Source organism: Thalassococcus halodurans (assembly GCF_900108225.1).
Lineage (GTDB): Bacteria > Pseudomonadota > Alphaproteobacteria > Rhodobacterales > Rhodobacteraceae > Thalassococcus > Thalassococcus halodurans.
The window spans coordinates 406,082-425,530 of sequence record NZ_FNUZ01000002.1; the positions used below are offsets into that span (position 1 = coordinate 406,082).

Annotated in this window: 16 protein-coding genes; 11 read left to right on the top strand and 5 right to left on the bottom strand. The window is 57.6% G+C overall.

Annotation, left to right across the window (positions count from 1 at the left end):
• Positions 1-2: 2 nt before the first annotated feature.
• From C4S59_RS06995 to C4S59_RS07005, 3 genes are read left to right on the top strand one after another with little or no spacing between them, the layout of a single operon-like run.
• A complete protein-coding gene (locus tag C4S59_RS06995; RefSeq protein WP_103909759.1) occupies positions 3-1,517 on the top strand; it encodes a tripartite tricarboxylate transporter permease in 1,515 nt (504 codons plus the stop codon).
• Positions 1,507-2,733, top strand: coding sequence for a CaiB/BaiF CoA transferase family protein (locus C4S59_RS07000; protein ID WP_103909760.1), 1,227 nt, complete (start codon positions 1,507-1,509; stop codon positions 2,731-2,733). The genes C4S59_RS06995 and C4S59_RS07000 overlap by 11 nt, the downstream gene beginning before the upstream one ends.
• A complete protein-coding gene (locus C4S59_RS07005) occupies positions 2,730-3,509 on the top strand; it encodes a citryl-CoA lyase (RefSeq protein WP_103909761.1) in 780 nt (259 codons plus the stop codon). The genes C4S59_RS07000 and C4S59_RS07005 overlap by 4 nt, the downstream gene beginning before the upstream one ends.
• Here the strand turns inward: C4S59_RS07005 and C4S59_RS07010 are convergent.
• The gene (locus C4S59_RS07010; RefSeq protein ID WP_103909762.1) at positions 3,494-4,405 is read right to left on the bottom strand and encodes a LysR family transcriptional regulator; all 912 of its coding nucleotides are present in this window, start codon (positions 4,403-4,405) and stop codon (positions 3,494-3,496) included. The genes C4S59_RS07005 and C4S59_RS07010 overlap by 16 nt on opposite strands.
• Positions 4,406-4,504: 99 nt before the next feature.
• On the opposite strand from C4S59_RS07010, the gene C4S59_RS07015 reads away from it, so the two are divergent.
• Positions 4,505-5,704 carry an acyl-CoA dehydrogenase gene (locus C4S59_RS07015; protein WP_103909763.1) on the top strand — a complete coding sequence of 400 codons (1,200 nt, stop codon included), beginning with the start codon at positions 4,505-4,507 and terminating at the stop codon, positions 5,702-5,704.
• 108 nt (positions 5,705-5,812) lie between these two features.
• On the top strand, positions 5,813-6,925 hold the full coding sequence (locus C4S59_RS07020; RefSeq protein ID WP_103909764.1) for a serine/threonine protein kinase: 1,113 nt from the start codon (positions 5,813-5,815) through the stop codon (positions 6,923-6,925).
• A 6-nt stretch (positions 6,926-6,931) separates the two neighbouring features.
• Here the strand turns inward: C4S59_RS07020 and C4S59_RS07025 are convergent, their stop codons facing one another.
• Complete coding sequence (locus C4S59_RS07025) at positions 6,932-7,795, bottom strand: MurR/RpiR family transcriptional regulator (protein ID WP_103909765.1); 864 nt, start codon at positions 7,793-7,795, stop codon at positions 6,932-6,934.
• Between the two features lie 141 nt (positions 7,796-7,936).
• Between C4S59_RS07025 and C4S59_RS07030 the strand changes: the two genes are divergently transcribed.
• The 6 genes from C4S59_RS07030 to C4S59_RS07055 all read left to right on the top strand — a co-directional run bounded on the left by C4S59_RS07030 (position 7,937) and on the right by C4S59_RS07055 (position 15,797).
• Positions 7,937-8,899 (top strand): TAXI family TRAP transporter solute-binding subunit, encoded by a 963-nt coding sequence (locus C4S59_RS07030; RefSeq protein ID WP_268810622.1) that lies wholly within the window; start codon positions 7,937-7,939, stop codon positions 8,897-8,899.
• Between the two features lie 80 nt (positions 8,900-8,979).
• Positions 8,980-11,616, top strand: a complete 2,637-nt coding sequence (locus tag C4S59_RS07035) for a TRAP transporter permease (RefSeq protein ID WP_103909766.1) — start codon at positions 8,980-8,982, stop codon at positions 11,614-11,616.
• A gap of 14 nt (positions 11,617-11,630) precedes the next feature.
• Positions 11,631-12,056 carry a universal stress protein gene (locus C4S59_RS07040; protein ID WP_103909767.1) on the top strand — a complete coding sequence of 142 codons (426 nt, stop codon included), beginning with the start codon at positions 11,631-11,633 and terminating at the stop codon, positions 12,054-12,056.
• A 2-nt stretch (positions 12,057-12,058) separates the two neighbouring features.
• The gene (locus tag C4S59_RS07045) at positions 12,059-13,387 is read left to right on the top strand and encodes an aspartate aminotransferase family protein (RefSeq protein ID WP_103909768.1); all 1,329 of its coding nucleotides are present in this window, start codon (positions 12,059-12,061) and stop codon (positions 13,385-13,387) included.
• Positions 13,384-14,184 (top strand): BKACE family enzyme, encoded by an 801-nt coding sequence (locus C4S59_RS07050; protein WP_103909769.1) that lies wholly within the window; start codon positions 13,384-13,386, stop codon positions 14,182-14,184. The genes C4S59_RS07045 and C4S59_RS07050 overlap by 4 nt, the downstream gene beginning before the upstream one ends.
• Positions 14,184-15,797 (top strand): FMN-binding glutamate synthase family protein, encoded by a 1,614-nt coding sequence (locus C4S59_RS07055; protein WP_103909770.1) that lies wholly within the window; start codon positions 14,184-14,186, stop codon positions 15,795-15,797. The genes C4S59_RS07050 and C4S59_RS07055 overlap by 1 nt, the downstream gene beginning before the upstream one ends.
• Before the next feature lie 7 nt (positions 15,798-15,804).
• Here C4S59_RS07055 and C4S59_RS07060 read toward each other — a convergent pair whose 3' ends face one another.
• From C4S59_RS07060 to C4S59_RS07070, 3 genes are read right to left on the bottom strand one after another with little or no spacing between them, the layout of a single operon-like run.
• Entirely contained in the window at positions 15,805-16,878 is a 1,074-nt protein-coding gene (locus C4S59_RS07060; protein ID WP_103909771.1) for a DUF1513 domain-containing protein, read from the bottom strand.
• Between the two features lie 3 nt (positions 16,879-16,881).
• Positions 16,882-17,868, bottom strand: coding sequence for an imelysin family protein (locus C4S59_RS07065; RefSeq protein ID WP_103909772.1), 987 nt, complete (start codon positions 17,866-17,868; stop codon positions 16,882-16,884).
• Complete coding sequence (locus C4S59_RS07070; protein ID WP_103909773.1) at positions 17,865-19,421, bottom strand: di-heme oxidoreductase family protein; 1,557 nt, start codon at positions 19,419-19,421, stop codon at positions 17,865-17,867. The genes C4S59_RS07065 and C4S59_RS07070 overlap by 4 nt, the downstream gene beginning before the upstream one ends.
• Between the last annotated feature and the right edge of the window lie 28 nt (positions 19,422-19,449).

The window sequence follows — 19,449 nt, forward strand, 5'->3', positions numbered from 1 at the left end:
GCATGCTTGAAGGTATTATGATTGGCCTGTCGGCCGCATTCTCGATCCAGAACCTGTTGATGGTTATCGCGGGCTGTCTGATCGGCACATTCATCGGTATGTTGCCGGGTCTTGGCCCGATGTCCATCATCGCGATTATGATCCCTGTGGCGATCACCTTGGGTGACCCGACAGCGGCGCTGATCCTTCTGGCTGGTGTATATTATGGCGCGATTTTTGGTGGCTCGACATCGTCGATCCTGTTGAACGCACCGGGGGTGGCTGGAACGGTTGCTACCAGTTTCGATGGTTATCCAATGGCGCTGAAAGGCGAGGCTGGCAAAGCGCTGACGATTGCCGCTGTGGCAAGCTTTGCGGGCGGCACCATCGGTGCGATCCTGCTGATGATCTTTGCGCCAATGCTGTCCACCGTGGCGCTGCTGTTCCATTCCGCTGAATACTTTGCGCTGATGGTTGTGGGTCTGTCCGCCATTGCAGCATTCGCTGGCACAGGGCAGGTGGCCAAGGCGCTGATGATGACCATCCTTGGTCTGATCCTTGCTACCGTTGGCGAAGGCGCGCTGTTCAACATGCCTCGCTTTACGCTGGGCCTGATGGATCTGCAGTCCGGTATTTCGTTTATCACGCTGGCGATGGCGATGTTTGCCTTGCCCGAAGCGATGTTCCTTGTTCTGAACCCTGCGCGCGGAGCGACAGGCAAAAGCAGCGAGATTTCGAACCTGCGCTTTACCAAGGACGAAGCCAAGATCATGGCGCCCGTCATTGGACGTCAGTCTGTTCAGGGCTTCTTTATTGGCGTTCTTCCCGGTGCGGGTGCAACCATTGCGTCGTTCCTTGGCTACGCGGTCGAACGGAACATCGCCAAAGGCGAAGCGCAGGCTGAGTTCGGCAAAGGATCGGTTCGTGGCTTGGCCGCGCCGGAATCTGCCAACAACGCCGCTTGTACCGGTTCGTTTGTACCGCTGCTGACGTTGGGTATTCCGGGCTCCGGGACTACAGCGATCCTGTTGGGTGCTTTGATCGCGCTGAACGTGACACCGGGTCCGCGTTTGATGACAGACACACCGGAAATCTTCTGGGCTGTGATCATCTCGATGTTCATCGGCAACCTTGTTCTGCTAATCCTGAACCTGCCGTTGATCCCGTACATCGCAAAGATCCTTGCTGTTCCGCGTAACTTCCTGATCCCGTTCATTTTGTTCTTCACCCTGATGGGGGCCTATATTGGCCAGAACAATGCGACAGAACTGCTGATCCTTGTTGGTCTGGGAGTGGTGGCAACGATCCTGCGGTTTGCGGATTACCCGCTGGCACCGCTGCTGATCGGATTCATTCTTGGCACGATGCTGGAAGACAACTTTGCCCGCTCGATGCAGCTCTACCGTGGTCTGGACTTCATCCTTGAACGTCCGATGACAATGGGTCTGCTGGTGCTTGCTGCGGTCTTGGTTCTTTTGCCCAGTTACCGTGCAAGACGTGCCCGTCGCCGCGCCGAAGGTGTTGCAGATGGGGATTGATGAAAACAAAAGCGGGTCGCCAGTTGGCGGCCCGTTGTCCGATGTGGTGGTGCTTGATCTGACGAACGTTCTGGCGGGCCCGTTTGCCTGCCACCAGTTGGCGCATATGGGCGCGGACGTGATCAAGGTCGAGGCCGTGAAAAGCGGCGATTTGGCGCGCAATCTGGGTTCTGATCCGGAACTAAGCGCGGCGGGTATGGGTATCAGCTTTCTGGCCCAGAACCCCGGTAAACGGTCGATCACACTGAACCTGAAAGACCCGCGTGGCAAAGAGGCGCTAAGGCGTCTTGTCGCCAAAGCCGATGTGCTGGTCGAAAATTTCCGCCCCGGCGTGATGACGCGTTTGGGTTTGGATTACGACGTTTTAAAAGAGGCCAATCCCGCGCTGATCTACTGCGCGATTTCCGGTTTTGGTCAGGATGGCCCGTGGTCGAAACATCCCGCATATGACCAGATCATTCAGGGTGTGTCCGGCGTGATGTCGGTTACCGGCGATGCGAAAAGCGCGCCCACGCGTGTGGGTTATCCGATTGGGGATACGATCGGTGGGCTGACCGCCGCGATGATGATTTGCGGCGCTTTGAATGCCAAGGATCGTGGCTGCTTTATCGACGTGTCGATGTTGGATTCCGTTCTGGCGACAATGGGCTGGGTCGTGTCGAACTACATGATCGGTGGCGTCGTTCCACAGGCGAATGGCAATGAAAATCCGACCTCGGCCCCCTCTGGTGCGTTTCAATGCGCCGATGGTCTGGTGAACATCGCGGCCAATAAGGATGAACAATGGGTCGCTCTTGCGCGGCACCTTGGGCGCGACGATCTTCTGGATAGGCCCGAATACGCAACGCGCGAAGATCGCAAAGCGAACCGCCTGCGTTTGAAAGCCGAGCTTGAAACAGTTTTGACGACCGCACCGGCGCAAAAGTGGGCTGAAGATTTCTCCTCAATCGGGGTCCCCGCCGGTGCGGTCATGTCGGTGCCGGATATCCTTGCCCATCCGCAGGTCGCAGATCGTGATTTCTTTGCGCGGTTCACCAATGTGCCCGGTTTGGGGCGTGACGTGGATATTGTGAAGGTCGGTGCGATGGTGGATGGCAAACGCCCGTCGGTCGCAACGCCGCCGCCTGTTTTGGGGCAGGACAACAATACAATCCTGACCGATCTGGGCTATTCAAACGACGAGATCGCGGAATTCAAAGCAGAGGGCGTAATATGACCGACAGGAATGATGTCTCGGACTGGTGGCGCACCAGTATCATCGACATGGAGCCGGGCCGTATTGCGATGCGCGGGCATCCTATTCAGGACCTGATCGGCAATCGCAGTTTTGCGCAGATGATCTGGCTTCTGGTCATAGGCGAAGACATTGAGGGCCCGCGCGCAGCGCTGTTCGAGGCCGCTTTGGTCGCCGCCGTTGATCATGGACCGCAAGCGCCGTCGATCGCGGCGGCCCGTATGGCGGCGACTTGTGGCATCGGGCTGCAAAGCGCGATGGCCACCGGTCTGAACATGTTGGGCAATGTGCACGGTGGTGCGGGCGAACAAGCCGTTGAGCTTTATGCCAGAATTGCCGATGCAGGGCAGGGTGCCTTGCCGCAGGTTCTGGACGACTGGCGCGCGGAACATGGCAAGTTCATTCCCGGTTTCGGTCACCGGTTCCACAAACCCGTGGACCCTCGCGCGCCGCGTCTGCTGGGCCTAATAGACGACGCCGCGAAGGAAGGTATTGTCGATGGCAAATTCGCCGATATCGGGCGCGGGATCGAGGCGCATCTGGCGGCTGAACGCGGTAAGTCCGTACCGATGAACATCGATGGTGCAACGGCAGTGGTTTATGCCGAACTCGGATGTCCTCCGCCCTTGGCGCGCGGTTTCTTTGGCCTGTCCCGTTCTGTCGGCATTCTGGCCCATTCATGGGAACAGATGCAGCAAGGCGGGCGGAATAAGGGGCCGACCCCGCCGTCGTATCGCTGGACCTATGAGGGCGAATGATCCTCAAGCCCTGAACTTTGTTCAGCCAGCCAATCGGTAAATGATGCAAGGGGCGCGCTGATGTCGCGCCCTTCCGGCCAGACCAGCCAATAGGCACCCTGCATCGGGACGGCCTGTTTCAGGACCGGTACCAATCGTCCGGCCTCAATCTCGATCTGCGCCAGATAATCGGGCAGGATCGCGACACCAAGACCGGATATTGCGGCTTGGATCATCATTGAAAATTGATCCACCAACATACCCGTCCGTGCCGTGACGCTGTCCGCGCCTTGGGCGGCAAACCAATCGTCCCAAGCAGTCGGGCGAGCCTCAAGATGCAGAAGCGGCAGGTTGGCAAGGTCTTCTGGTTTCTCCAAGGCATTCTGTGCCGCAAAATCAGGCGACGCGCAGGCAGTCAGGCGTTCGTCAAACAGCTTGATGTGCTGCCCGCCGACCCAATCCCCGTTTCCGAAATAGATAGCTGCATCAAACGGTTGCGTGGTAAAGTCAAACCATCCGATCCGTGTGGACATATTGATCGCAACACCCGGATGGTTGCCCATGAAATCGCCCAAACGCGGGCCCAACCAGCGTGTGGCAAAGGTGGGCAGCACCGCCAATGACAGCGTGCCGCCTTGGGGGTTGGCGACGACGCGCATGCTGGCCCGTTCTACCAGATCGAGGGCGCGGGACACCTCTTGGTGATAGGTGTGCGCGGTGTCGTTGGGCACCAATCGCCGCCTGATACGGGTGAAAAGCTCTTTTCCCAACTGCTCTTCCAGCGACAGGATCAACCGGCTGACCGCGCTTTGCGTCAGGTTCAGTTCCTCGGCGGCAGCCGTTACCGATCCCTGCCGCATCACTGCGTCAAAGGCCAGCATCAGGCGGGTCGAGGGTATAAAGCGTCGTTGTCTCATATCATTCCGTATTGGAATGGGTTCATTCGGAAATACTGTTGTTATCTGCCGAGAACAACACATAACTTGCACGAAAGTCATGAAAGCTAGGGGACTCCGATGTCAGATGCGTCGCACAAAGGTCAATCGTTCAACTGGGATGATCCGTTTCTGATAGATGACCAGCTGACAGAAGACGAACGCATGATCCGCGATGCGGCTCAGGCCTTTGCCACGGATAAGCTGCTGCCACGGGTCGAAAGCGCCTATCTGAACGAAGAAACAGACCCCGAGATCTTCCGTGAAATGGGCGCGAATGGCCTGTTGGGCGTCACTGTGCCCGAAAAATACGGCTGCGCAGGCGCGAACTATGTGTCTTACGGCCTTGTCGCGCGCGAGGTTGAGCGCATCGACAGCGGCTACCGGTCGATGATGTCTGTGCAAAGTTCGCTCGTCATGTATCCGATCTACGCCTACGGGTCCGAAGAACAGCGGGAGAAATATCTGCCTAAACTTGGGTCCGGTGAATGGATCGGTTGTTTCGGTCTGACCGAACCCGACGCCGGTTCAGACCCCGCGGGCATGAAAACCCGCGCGGTGAAAACCGAAGGTGGCTATGTTCTGAACGGGTCCAAGATGTGGATTTCGAACAGCCCGATCGCGGATGTCTTTGTGGTCTGGGCCAAGTCCGAAGCGCATGGCGGCAAGGTGCGGGGCTTTATCCTTGAAAAGGGCATGAAAGGCCTGTCCGCGCCGAAAATCGGCGGAAAGCTGTCGCTGCGTGCGTCCATCACCGGCGAAATCGTCATGGAAAATGTCGAGGTGGGCGAAGATGCGCTGCTGCCCAACGTCGAAGGCATCTCTGGTCCGTTCGGCTGTTTGAACCGCGCGCGCTACGGCATTTCCTGGGGCGTGATGGGGGCAGCAGAAGACTGTTTCTTCCGTGCACGTCAGTATGGTCTGGACCGTCATCAATTCAAACGTCCGCTGGCGGCGACACAGTTATATCAAAAGAAGCTGGCCGACATGCAGACCGAAATCGCGCTTGGCCTCCAGGTCAGCCTGCGGTTGGGGCGCTTGTTTGATGAGGGCCGCTTTGCGCCCGAGATGATCTCGATCGCCAAGCGCAATAACTGTGGCAAGGCCTTGGACATCGCCCGTCAGGCGCGGGACATGCACGGCGGTAACGGTATTCAGGTGGCCTATCACGTGATGCGCCATGCGCAGAACCTTGAAACCGTGAACACCTATGAGGGCACGCACGACGTCCATGCGCTGATCCTAGGACGGGCGATCACCGGCATTCAGGCTTTTGCCTAATCAGGTGCACTCGTCGACCGTATAGAAACCTGTCGCTAACGGGACATTTGCTTTGTCCCGTTGCTGTTACATATTCCCAAGCGAATAATGAAAATGACAGGGAACAGTATGGAAAAAACAGTTGTTAACAGCTGGAATGAATGGGATCCGTTGAAACACGTGATCGTCGGGCGAGCCGACGATTGCCATATCCCGCCCGAGGAGCCCGCGCTTGATGCGAAGGTTCCGGAAGACAGCGATATGCGCGGACAGTGGGGGCGGCGCCCACAGGAAACCATCGACCGCGCGAATGAGCTCTTGGATAACTTTGCTGCCCAGCTACAGGCGCGCGGCATTCGTGTGGATCGCCCGACGCCGATTGATCATTCCCAGCCTGTGACAACGCCAGACTTTCACACGGACAGCCAGTTCGGCTGTATGCCGCCCCGCGATGTGCTGCTGACGGTTGGCAGTGAGATGCTTGAGGCGACGATGTCTTATCGCTGTCGCTGGTTCGAGTATCTGAATTATCGCCCCCTGATGCAGCAATACTTTAACGAAGACCCGAACTTCCGCCACGCCAGCGCGCCCAAGCCGCGTTTGACCGATGCGGATTATCGTACGGACTATCTGTCGGAAAAGATCGGCATCGAAAAACGTCTGGAATGGACGGCTGACAAGTTCTTTGTCACGACCGAGGAAGAGCCGCTGTTCGACGCCGCTGACGTTCTGAGGTTCGGCAAGGATCTGGTCGTTCAGCACGGTTTCACGACGAACCTGAAAGGCATCGAATGGCTGCGGCGTCATTACCGCGATCACCGCGTGCATGCGGTCAACTTCCCTGGTGACCCGTATCCGATCCACATCGACGCGACCTTTACGCCGCTGCGCCCAGGCCTGATCCTGAATAACCCGCGCCGGCGTCTGCCCGATGATCAGCGCGAGATTTTTGAAAACAACGGTTGGGAAATCGTGGATGCGGCCCAGCCTGCGCACAACGGGCCGCCGCCGCTTTGCTATTCTTCTGTCTGGTTGTCGATGAACGTGCTGGTGCTGGATCCGAAAACTGTCTGCGTCGAAAAATCCGAGGTCTATCAGGCCGAACAGATGGACAAGCTGGGCATGGAAGTGGTCGAGGTCGAATTGCGCGATGCCTATGCGTTCGGTGGCGGCCTGCATTGCTGTACGGCCGATGTTTATCGCGAAGGCACCTGCGAAGATTACTTCCCGAACTTGTCCTGAACGCGCTTAGTCGTAGCGCATATAGCCACCGAACCCCGCGATCCGCTGTTCGAACGCCTCAATGCGTTCGGCGGCGGGTTCGCTGCGGGCGGCCATGGCGGCTAGGATCATTTCGACCGTCAAAAACGCGCTGACCAAGGAGGGCATCAATTGCGGGCCAGCCATCGGCATAACGATGGTTTTGACTGCGTCTTGAGTAATCGGCGCTTCGTTCGAGTCCGTCAGGGCGATGATCTGCGCATTTTTTTCGCGGGCAATCTGGCAGGCGCGCACGACTTCTGCCGAGTAGTGTTCATAGGTTACGGCAACCAGCACATCATCAGGTCCGGCGCGGGACACCTGATCAAGGATGGCACCCGGCATTGAAGGCACATCGACGAAACTGTCGAAGGCCATAGACCCTACGTATGAAAAATAATGCGCGACGGAAAAACAGCTTCTAACACCGATGGAGTAGATCTTGTTGGCACCCAGCAGCAGTTCAACACAGTCGTCGATGTCGGCGATATTGAGTGGTGCTGTGATGTTGTCGAAGTTGCGCTGATTGGCTTCGATGACTTCGCCATAGATGCCAGAGCTTTGACGCGACCGTAGGGCCCGGGCGCGTTTGCCATAACTCTTGCCACGGTTCTGGACGATGTTCCGAATGTCCGCGCGGAAATCGTTGAACCCTTCATAGCCAAGGGTTTGCGCAAGCCGCGGCGCAAGGTTGGCATCTACACCCGCAGCTTCGGCCAGACCTCGAATCGACAAGAAGGCCACTTCGTCGAGATGGTCCAGAATCCACAGAGAAAAAGCAGCAAGTTTCCGCGGTCCACTGCGGCCGAGTTCGGCAAGATTATTCCGAACGCTTTCCTCGTTTGATGTCATAGCTTTGAATCCGCAGTGTTTTCCTATGTGGATAAAAGATATGCGTTCAAAAAGAAATAAAACAATTGCATCTTCGTTTCTTATGGATAAAGCATTTGCATTATTGGGGGCCTAACCCCGCTTTACCTAGGGAGAAAGAAAGTGAAATTCGCAAAAATCATCGCAGCGGCTGGTATGACAGCGGTTGCAGCTCCGGCTATGGCGGCAGATACGTTCATTTCCATCGGCACTGGCGGTGTGACGGGCGTTTACTATCCGACAGGCGGCGCGATCTGCCGGATGATGGCAAAAACCCGCAAGGAAACCGGCATCCGCTGTGCCGTCGAGTCCACGGGCGGTTCCGTCTACAACATCAACGCGATCCGCTCGGGCGAGCTGGAATTCGGTGTGGCCCAGTCCGACTGGCAGTTCCACGCGTTCAACGGTTCCTCGAAATTTGAAGAGCAGGGCAAATTCGAAGGTCTGCGCGCTGTCTTCTCGATCCACCCTGAACCGTTCACCGTTGTTGCACGTGCAGATGCGGGCATTTCGAACTTTGAAGACCTGAAGGGCAAGCGCGTCAACGTCGGTAACCCCGGTTCCGGTCAGCGCGGCACGATGGAAGTTCTGATGGAAGCATCGGGCTGGACCATGGATGACTTTGCAGTCGCATCCGAACTGCAGGCGGCTGAACAGTCGCAGGCGCTGTGCGACAACAACATCGACGCGATGGTTTACACCGTTGGTCACCCGTCGGGTTCCATTCAGGAAGCAACAACAGCCTGCGATGCGGTTCTGGTCAACGTGACCGGCGATGCGGTTGATCAGCTGGTTGCGGACAACCCGTTCTACCGCACAGCGACGATCCCCGGCGGCATGTACCGCGGCAACGATGGTGACACCGCAACATTCGGTGTTGGCGCGACGCTGGTTACGTCTGCTGATGTCCCTGAGGACGTGGTCTACAACCTTGTTAAGTCCGTCTTCACAGACATCGACGCGTTCCGTGGCCTGCACCCTGCATTCGCCAACCTCGATCCCAAGCAAATGGCAAACGACGGTCTGTCCGCGCCCCTGCATCCGGGTGCCGAGAAGTTCTACCGTGAAGCAGGTCTGATCGAATAAGATTTTGTTCCTGTGATGAAAACGGACCGTCCCGATGGGGCGGTCCATGGCGCCATTGCCGCAAACGGGGGATTTCCAGAATGAGTGATGTTTCAAAGGCCGATCAGGCCCAAGGGTATTCAGACGAAGACCTTCAGGATCTGGTTAGCAGCACAGATACCGGCGGGCGTGCGCCGACAAACCGGACGGTGGCGCTGTTTCTTGCTGGTGTTGCCTTGTGCTGGTCCTTGTTTCAACTTTGGATTGCTCAGCCGCAGCTTTGGTTCGGCGCTTGGGTTCCTGTTCTGAACTCGTCCCAGACGCGTCCTGTGCACCTTGGATTTGCCATTCTACTGGCGTTTTTGGCGTATCCCGCTTTGAAGTCATCGCCTCGCAACCGCATTCCTTTGCTTGATTGGGCGTTGGCAATCGTTGGCGCTGGATGTGCTTTCTACGTCTTCTTATTTTCGCGCGAACTGGCGGAAACGGCCCGTTCCGGTCTGCCCACAACACCGCAGATTGTTATCGGCAGCATCGGCATCGTTTTGTTGCTTGAGGCGTCGCGCCGCGCGCTTGGTCCGGCTCTGACTATCGTTGGGTCGATCTTTCTAGCCTATGCTTATATGGGCACTGGCTGGCTGATCCCTGACATTATCGAACATTCGGGCCTGTCATTCACCGCTATCGTTAACGCTCAGTGGCTCGATACGACCGGTGTCTTCGGCATCCCGCTGGGTGTATCAACAGCCTTTGTTTTCCTCTTCGTTTTGTTCGGCGCGCTGTTGGATAAGGCCGGCGCGGGCAACTACTTTATCCAGATCGCTTTTGCCGGTCTGGGCGCGCTGCGCGGTGGTCCGGCGAAAGCGGCTGTTGTGGGCTCTGCCATGACAGGCCTGATTTCCGGTTCATCCATCGCGAACGTTGTAACGACAGGTACTTTCACGATCCCGCTGATGAAGCGCGTGGGGTTCTCCGCTGAGAAATCTGGCGCGGTTGAGGTTGCGTCTTCGGTCAACGGTCAGATCATGCCGCCGGTCATGGGGGCTGCTGCGTTCCTGATGGTGGAATTCGTCGGCATTTCCTACGTCGAGGTCATCAAACACGCCTTTATTCCGGCGGTGATTTCCTACATCGCGCTGGTCTACATCGTGCACCTTGAGGCACTGAAACGCGACATGCCTGCCTTGGGTGAGGCGGCGAACCTCGGCAAGATGTTCCTGAAGATTTTCGTGGGCTTCGTGGTTGCTGCGGTTGGTTTCACCGCGCTGGTCTACGGTGTGAACGGCCTGCGAGCGATGGCACCTGCCGTGTCCGGTCCGATCATCATGATCGCCATTCTGGTGGCTTATGTCGCGATGGTGCGCACTGCGGCGCGTCGTCCTGATCTGACGCTGGATGATCCGAACGATCCGAATTTTAAACTGCCGACCGTGGCACAGGTGTTCCCGACGGGTCTGCATTACATCCTGCCCATTCTGGTTCTTGTCTGGTTCCTGATGATCGAGATGCAGTCGCCGGGTAAGTCCGCATTCTACGCGGTGGCGATCATGCTGTTCATCATCCTGACCCAGCGCCCGTTGAAGGCATTCTTCCGTGGCGAAGATGCAGGTGAGGCACTTAAGGCTGGTATCAACGATCTGATCGAGGGCCTGATCGCCGGCGCGCGTAACATGATCGGTATCGGTGTGGCGACCGCCGCTGCTGGTATCATCGTGGCGACTGTGACCAAAACGCCGATCGGCACGGAACTGGCTGGTCTGGTGGAAATCCTGTCCGGCGGTCATCTGATGCTGATGCTGCTGTTGGTTGGCGTCTTCTCGTTGATCCTTGGTATGGGGCTTCCGACAACGGCGAACTACATCGTTGTGTCGTCTTTGATGGCTTCTGTGGTTGTGTCCTTGGGCGCGCAAGAGGGGCTGATCGTTCCACTGATCGCTGCGCATTTGTTCGTGTTTTACTTCGGCATCATGGCCGATGTGACACCACCCGTGGGTCTGGCCAGCTTTGCGGCCGCCGCGGTATCAGGTGGTGATCCGATCAAGACAGGTTTCACCGCGTTCTTCTATTCGATGCGGACCGTGGCATTGCCGTTCCTGTTCATCTACAACCCGACGCTGATCTTGTACGGCGTCGATCTGGGAACCACCGCAGGCATCCTGCAGGCGATCCTTGTGTTCTTTGTGGCGACCATCGCAATGCTGCTGTTCGCGGCCGCGACGCAGGGCTACTTCCTTGCACGTTCGAAGTACTGGGAGAGCGCTGCACTTCTGCTGGTGGCCTTCACACTGTTCGTGCCGGGCTTCTGGCTGGACCGTATCCAGCCTCGGTTTGAGGAAATGCCACCGACCCAACTGGCCGAGGCATTCGACAATACTGCTGTGGGCGACACCGTTCGTTTCGTGGTTGAGGGGCCGGACTTCACCGATGGTGAGCCGACATCTTTGACCATCGTGCACACTGTCACGGCAGAAGATCCGGCATCGGGTCGTGCGGATGCGGCGGGCCTGTTCCTGATGGCTGAGGGTGAAGAGATGTTCATGGACGAACCCATGTTCGGAACACCGTATCAGACCAAGCTTCAGGGCTTTGATTTCTACGGGGATGACCGCGTTCAGGTGACCAGCCTTCTGCAACCGGCTGACCGTATGCCCAAACAGATTTTCTGGATACCTGCACTGCTGTTGCTGGGGCTCGTCATTGTGATGCAGCGCCGCCGTCAGACCAAGCCGGCCTTTTAAGGGAGAATTGAGACATGTCGAAGACCATCCTGCTTCCCGTAGATATCAATCACCCGAAGGCTGAACAGAAATCCCTGAAAGAGGCTCTGCCGCTGTTGGGTGACGGTGGCGTCCTGCACGTCGTCTCGGTCGCTCCCAGCTTTGGCATGGCGCAGGTATCGGGGTTTTTCCCGGCCCAGTATGAAAAAGAACATCTGGCAGAGTTTGGTAAACAGCTGTCTGCCTGGGTGAAAGAACACGTGCCCGATGGGGTCACTGTAAAACCGCATGTTTTGCACGGCACGATCTATGACGAAATCCTGCGCGCAGCGGACGAGCTGAATGTGGATTTGATCGTCATGGGGGCCCACCGTCCAGAATTGTCTGACTACCTGTTGGGGCCGAACGCCGCGCGGGTGGTCCGACATGCCAACCAATCGGTATATGTCGTCAGGAGCTGACAATGCCCAACCATATCTTCGGCCGTTCCACTAAGGGACAGCTGCCAACAGCCGTTGCGGGCGACGGCTGTTATCTGATCGATTCATCAGGAAAACGCTATTTCGACGGGTCAGGGGGCGCGGCTGTGTCGTGCCTTGGGCATTCGAACGCGCATGTTCGGGCGGCGTTGCATGATCAGTTGGATCAATTGGCCTTTGCGCACACAGGGTTCTTTACCTCGGACGCCGCTGAAAAACTGGCGGATCGTCTGGTGGCGGCGGCACCTGAGGGCATTGATCGTGTGTATCTGGTGTCCGGTGGATCAGAGGCGGTTGAAGCGGCGCTGAAACTGGCGCGTCAGTACTTCATGGAAATTGGTCAGCCAGAACGCCATCGCGTGATTGCGCGGCGTCAGAGCTATCACGGCAATACGCTGGGCGCTTTGGCGGCAGGTGGCAACGAATGGCGGCGCGCGCAGTTTGCTCCGTTGTTGGTTGAGACCTCGCATATTTCGCCATGCTATGAATACCGCGAGCGTCGTGATGGGGAGAGCCTTGAAGACTACGGTCTGCGTTCTGCAAACGAACTCGAGGCGGAAATTCTGCGTCTCGGACCGGAAAGCGTCATGGCCTTTGTGGCCGAACCGGTTGTAGGAGCGACGGCGGGCGCTGTTCCCGCTGTGGCCGGTTATCTAAAGCGTATTCGCGACATCTGTGATCAGTATGGCATCTTGCTGCTCTTGGATGAGGTTATGTGCGGCATGGGCCGGACAGGGCATTTGTTTGCCTGTCTGGAAGATGGCGTTGCGCCAGACATGATCACCATCGCCAAGGGGCTGGGCGCTGGGTACCAGCCGATCGGCGCGCTTCTGGTTCAAGGCAAAATCTATGATGCGGTGGCATCTGGCTCCGGCTTCTTCCAGCACGGTCATACATATATGGGGCACGCCATGGCGGCAGCGGCGGCCAACGCGGTTCTGGATGAAATCGAAGGAAACAACCTTCTGTCGCGTGTGCGCGAACAAGGTGACAAGCTGGACGCAGCATTGCGCGCTGAATTCGGCCAGCACCCGCACGTGGGTGACATCCGTGGTCGCGGCCTGTTCCGCGGGGTCGAATTGGTGGAAGACCGGGAAACCAAGAAACCTTTTGATCCTGCACGAAAGCTACATGCCAAGATCAAGGCGAATGCCTTTGAGGCTGGTCTGATTTGTTACCCGATGGGGGGCACGATTGACGGTGTTAACGGCGACCACATTCTGTTGGCGCCGCCCTTCATCATCGAAGACGCGCAGATCGACGAAGTGGTGACCAAGCTTTCGGGCGCGATCACGGGGGCGTTGGCTGCATGACACCGCTGCCAAGGATTATGGTCGCGCCAAACGGCGCGCGCCTGACCAAGAAAGACCATACAGCCGTGCCTGTCACGATTGCCCAGATTGTGGAAACGGCACAGGAGTGTGCGCAGGCTGGCGCTGACGGCCTTCATGCCCATGTGCGTGACGAAGGTCAGCAACACGTGCTGGACGCTGGGCTATACAAAGAACTGATTGCCGAAATGGCGCAAAGCCTGCCGGGCTTTTATACGCAGATCACGACCGAGGCATTGGGACGATACACGACTGCCGAGCAAATGGCGCTGGTCAAAGATGTGCAGCCCAAGGCGGTCTCGATCGCGCTGCGCGAGATTATGGCGGACGCGACCGACGCCGATATGCATCGCTTTTATCACGAATGCGTGGATGCCGGTATCGGTGTTCAGCACATACTTTACGACACCGAAGACGTCATGCATCTGGCCCGTCTGGTGCGCGACGATGTGGTGCCACAGCCTGATCTTAAAGGTCTGTTGGTACTTGGCCGCTATACAACCGGCCAATTGGCCCATCCGGATAACTTGATGGCACCCGTTTCGATGATGAACCGCGAATTGCCCGAAATCGACTGGGCTGTGTGCGCCTTTGGCCGGTGGGAAACGGATTGCTTGCTGGCAGCCCATGGTATGGGGGCTAAAATGCGTATCGGTTTTGAAAACAACCGTTTAAGCAAGGATATGAACTGCGCGGCGTCTAATGCTGAACGAGTGCGTGAATTGGTACAATATCTGACGTCATCGCCTGAAGATGACGCAAATTACAGGGTGGCCTGATGAATTTTCCCGCACTTCGCTATTGGCCCCTGTTGTTGGTGACAGCAGGGTTCTTTGTGTCGTGGATTGCCTACTTTGCCGATATCTGGCCGCTTTGGCCGATGCTGGTTTTCGCTGCGATTATGCTGTTGGGGATATGGGATATTTATCAGACCCGACACGCGGTGTTGCGCAACTATCCGATCCTGGGGCACGTGCGGTATTTCTTTGAAATGATCCGGCCAGAAATCCGCCAATACCTGATTGAGGCGGATAACGAAGAGGTACCTTTTTCGCGCGACTCCCGGGCGATTGTGTATCAACGCGCAAAGAACGTCGAAGACAAACGCCCCTTTGGTACCAAGATGAAGGTTTACGAAAGCGGCTATCAATGGCTGACGCATTCGATTCAGCCGAAGAAAATCAAGGATACCGATTTTCGCGTTCTGATTGGCGGGCCGGATTGTAAAAAGCCCTACAATGCTTCGGTTTACAACATTTCCGCCATGAGCTTTGGCTCACTGTCGGCAAATGCCATTTCGGCGTTGAACAAAGGTGCCAAGATCGGCGGCTTTGCCCATGACACCGGTGAAGGTGGGATCAGTCGCTATCACCGTGAAGGCGGTGGTGATCTGATATTCGAGGTCGGGACCGGATACTTTGGATGCCGCGACGAAAACGGAAATTTTGATCCCAAAAAATTCGCGGAAACCGCAGCGTCTGACCAGGTCAAGATGATCGAAATCAAGCTGAGCCAAGGTGCGAAACCGGGGCAGGGCGGCATGTTGCCTGCGGCCAAGATCACGCCGGAAATTGCAGAGGCGCGTGGCATTCCGATGGGCAAGGATTGCATGTCGCCGGCCTCTCATTCGGCCTTCAATACGCCGCTTGAGATGATGGAGTTCATTGCCAAGTTACGTTATTTGTCCGGCGGAAAACCTGTCGGATTTAAGCTGTGCATCGGCCATCGACGCGAATTCATGTGCATCGTGCGCGCCATGCTGGAAACGGGGATTACACCGGATTTTATCGTGGTGGACGGTAAGGAAGGCGGCACGGGCGCTGCGCCACTTGAGTTCGCAAACCACATGGGGATGCCCTTGGTTGAAGGGCTGACATTCGTGCACAACACCCTGCGCGGTGTCGGTCTGCGTGACCAGATCCGTATCGGGGCGTCGGGCAAGCTTATCCACGCCTTTGATATTGCCCGCACGCTGGCGCTTGGGGCGGATTGGTGCAACTCGGCGCGCGGATTTATGTTTGCCGTGGGCTGCATTCAAGCGCAGGCCTGTCACACCAACCATTGCCCGACAGGTGTCGCAACACAGGACAAAACCCGCCAAAAGGCGCTGGTCGTTCCAGATAAGGCACAGCGTGTGGCCAACTTCCACCGCAACACGCTGAAAGCACTTGGCGATATGACAGGCTCGGCTGGGCTATCGCATCCCAGCGGGTTCCTTCCGCGCCATTTGTTGGTCCGCGTGACGCACCGCGACATGCAAACAGGGGACGAGGTGTATCCCTACATGCCGGAAGGATTTTTGCTGCGCGAGGATGACGAGCGCTTAGGCTATCTGATGCGCTGGCGCCGCTCGAGTTCGGCCAGCTTCCAGCCCTTTGACGACGGGATTTAATCCTGGCTTACAAGGTCACGATATGGTTGTCCCACGCGCAGTTTTCGCGGGCGAGTGCGTGGGGTTTGCCATCGCTGACAGCGATCAAACCGCCCAATCCGTCGCTGGCCAGAAAGCCACCTGTCATCGGTGCCAACCCACAGACATCTGTGCGCGACACCGAACCCAGAAAGACGCCTTTGTCGTCGAACCGATGAATGCGGCCGCCGAGGGGCGAGGTGATCGCGATTTCGGATTGGTTCGCGCCGGAAAAGGCAACGCTTCCTGCGTAGCCTTGCATGACCAATTCGTCGGCCAGCGGGGCCGATGCCAAAACCGGTGCCGCACCCATGCGATGAAGCCCCAACAGGGGAAGCGCCATATCCCTTTCACCCTGCCATTGCATCGCAAAACCGACCAGCCCGTCGGCGCGTAAGGCCAAATGGCGGATTGAGTTCTTTGATAGGTCCGGTTCCAGTTCAAGTTGATCCCGGATACTTCCGTCCAGGGCCAGATACGTCAGGTTCGGTCGCATGGTCGGAATGTTCAGTTTCGTCCGGTTCGATGGGTCCGTCGCGATCCCGCCATTGGCAATAACCAGCGTTTGTCTATCCGGCATCAAATGCACGTCGTGCGGTCCGATGCCGAACGTCGGCATTTCATGCATACGTTTGTAGCCGGCGGCCACATCCCAAACACCGATAATGCCCTGACTGTCGGAACTGGTCTGTTCGCTGGTCAGCAAAACGGCACCGTCGTCGATAAACACGCCATGCCCGTTGAACTGGCGCCCCTCTGGTGGCGTCAGTTCGTGCAGGACCTGACCGGTGAAGCAATCGATGACCAAGGCAAAGCTGCCGGGACGACGGGCAAAGGCGACGGCTTCGGCGCGATGGGGATGGCCTGCACCGGCATGGCCCCGCGCAGGCAGAGGCACTTGGAATCTTGTGGTGCCATCGCCCGCAATACCGAACAACGCAAACGTCCCATCCGGAACACGCGCGGCCGCAATGTAGCTGGGGTTGCCAACGTCAGCCCAGCCAATCGTTGGCGTAGCGCTGGCTGCCAACAGAGATGCAATGAACCCGCGTCTGGTGGTCATGCCTTAGTCCCCGTCTTGCGAATTGAAACCTGCACCGATCCCCAGATGCCCTCCGATTTCGCCCTCGATCGCAGTTTTCAGGTCCTGAACAGCGATTTGCAGCGCTTCAAGCCGGAAGCGGGCGGACGGATCAGTGATGTCCTGAAATGCGGGGTCTTCGATACGGGTCGCGGCGTCGCGCAGTCGTGACATGGCGGCGTCTGTATGTGGGATGTCCCAATCTGCCAGATGTCCGGCCATGGCGTATGCGCTCTCTGAAGCGAGCAATACGTTCTTTAGGCTCCGCTCGGACCGGCGCGCTTCGGCACGGGCAGGGCGGGGTCGGTCGAACGTTCCCAATGGTTGGCCGAGGCGCTGAACACTTGTGAATTCCAACGAGGACAGGATTTGCGTGTAGACGGCGCGCAGGGCTTCATCCTCGGACAGATAGGTGGTGTTGCCTGGCTGGCCTGCCGTGCGGATTGTCACTACGAATTCTTTGGCCCATGCATCAGCCAGCGTTTTGGCCTGCGCGGCCAAATCTGCTGTGATCGCCGCCGTCAGGGCGCAGCTATAGCTGTCGGCTCCGTAGTCGGCGAACGCCGGATCGTACAGCATCTGTTCAAGCGCAAAGAACCCACGCGCGGCAATTGATACCTCGGAATAGGCTGTGGCGTCCTGAACAACGGGGTCTTTTTCGTCGATCAGTCGCGTCAGGGTGCGTGGCGTGAAGCCGCGTTTGTCTGGCCAGAAATAGATCGACAGCGCACCGGACTCTGACGGGCCGATACGCAAATCGCCGATTGCCATCCACGCATTGAACGCGTCGGTATAGGCCGGTTTCAAAAGCGCGGGGTCGCAGGTCTCTGACGCTTGGTCGGCCAAAGTGTCGGTCGCCACGGCGAAGCCGTGAAAATACGGCAGGATGTGCTGATCCAGAACGTCGTTCACATCCGCAACTGCGGGCAGGGCCAGAGCGCAGAACGCCAGAGTGGCAAAGGGGGTTTTCATAGGCTCTCCAGATAGGTGATCAGAGCATGTCTGTCGGGCGGGTCCATATTGACCACGCTGTCACGGGAGGCTTGTGCCTCGCCACCGTGCCAAAGGATCGCTTCCAGCAAGGAACGTGCACGGCCATCGTGTAGGAACTGTGTATGACCTGACACTGTTTCCGTCATCCCGATCCCCCAAAGCGGCGCTGTTCGCCACTCCCGACCATTCGCACGGCCTTCGGGGCGATTGTCTGCCAAACCTTCGCCCATGTCATGAAGCAAAAGATCGGTGTAGGGCCAAATCAGCTGGAAACTGGCAGCATTGCCGTCCTCCAACCGATGGGTCACGTAATTGGGGCGGTGGCACGCTGCGCATCCACTGTCGAAAAACACCTTTCGGCCTTGCAAAACAATGGGGTCGTCCACGTTGCGGCGTGCAGGGACGCCCAGCGACCGGCTGTAAAAGGTCACGAGATCCAGCCCGGTCTGGTCAATTTCAAAGCCGTCCTGTTCGGCATTCTCGCCGTGAACCGCAGACAGGCAATCGACCTGAGACGCGGTGCATTCGCCAAACGCATTAGGGAACAGAGGGCTGGAAATGCCGATGTCACCGGCAAAGGCGCTGGCGGTTTGTTCCACCATATTGGCGTTACCCGCCTTGAACCCGAAACGGCCCAGCATCGGCTGATCGTAAAGGCGAGACCAAACAATCTGCGGGTTGCCCGAAATCCCGTCGCCATTCAGGTCGTCCGGATCGGCCCAGCTTAGGATGTCTTCGGCAGGGATTGCTTCTAACAAACCCATGCCGATCATCTGGGGTGCAACGCGGGGCGACAGCATCGCATCGGGATGGAGCGGCCCATAGCCAAGATCGGCGGCTTTATACGTCGGGCTTCGAAGTTCAGCGGTTTCTCCGCCAGATAAGGGGACCTCGATCGTCTCGTATGTGATGTCCATTCTTGCTTCGGGCGCATGGCCGGGCAGGCTGAGGTCTTGCAACTGGGTGCCATAGAACGGATCGGGGGCGGTTGGATGCGTGCCTGCGATATAGCGGGTGATCTCATCCGTGCTGGGGGCAGGGATCGAGATACGAAGGAACATGGAAACTGCGCTGTCTTCCGGCCCCTCGGGCGTGTGGCCGCGACCGTCTTTCAGGTGGCAACGCTGACAGGATCGCGCGTTATACAAGGGGCCCAATCCATCAGACGCAATGGTGGATGCTGGCGGCGATACCCAAAGCCGTTTGAACATCCCATTACCGACCTTGAAATCAAGCTCTTGCTGAAAGCTCAGGTTAGCGGCGGGTTGGGAAAATGCGTCGGCGATGCCACGGGCGCGCACCGTCTGGGCACCGCCGCTGTTTTCCTCGAAAGGCCAGGGTTTGCTGAAATCTGTAGGCAGGGCTGTGACGGCAGCGATGCGGGCCTTTTCGGCATCCGTGCGCGGCGTCACGTTCAGGTGGATGTCGCGCAGATCGGCCCATGGCGTCGAAGCGCCTTCTTGGGCGAAGGCAAACGGGCTCAGGGTCAGAAGTGTGACTGCGGACAAAAGGGATTGGCGAAGAAAAGTCATGGCTACCCTATGAGTAAAGGGGACGCCC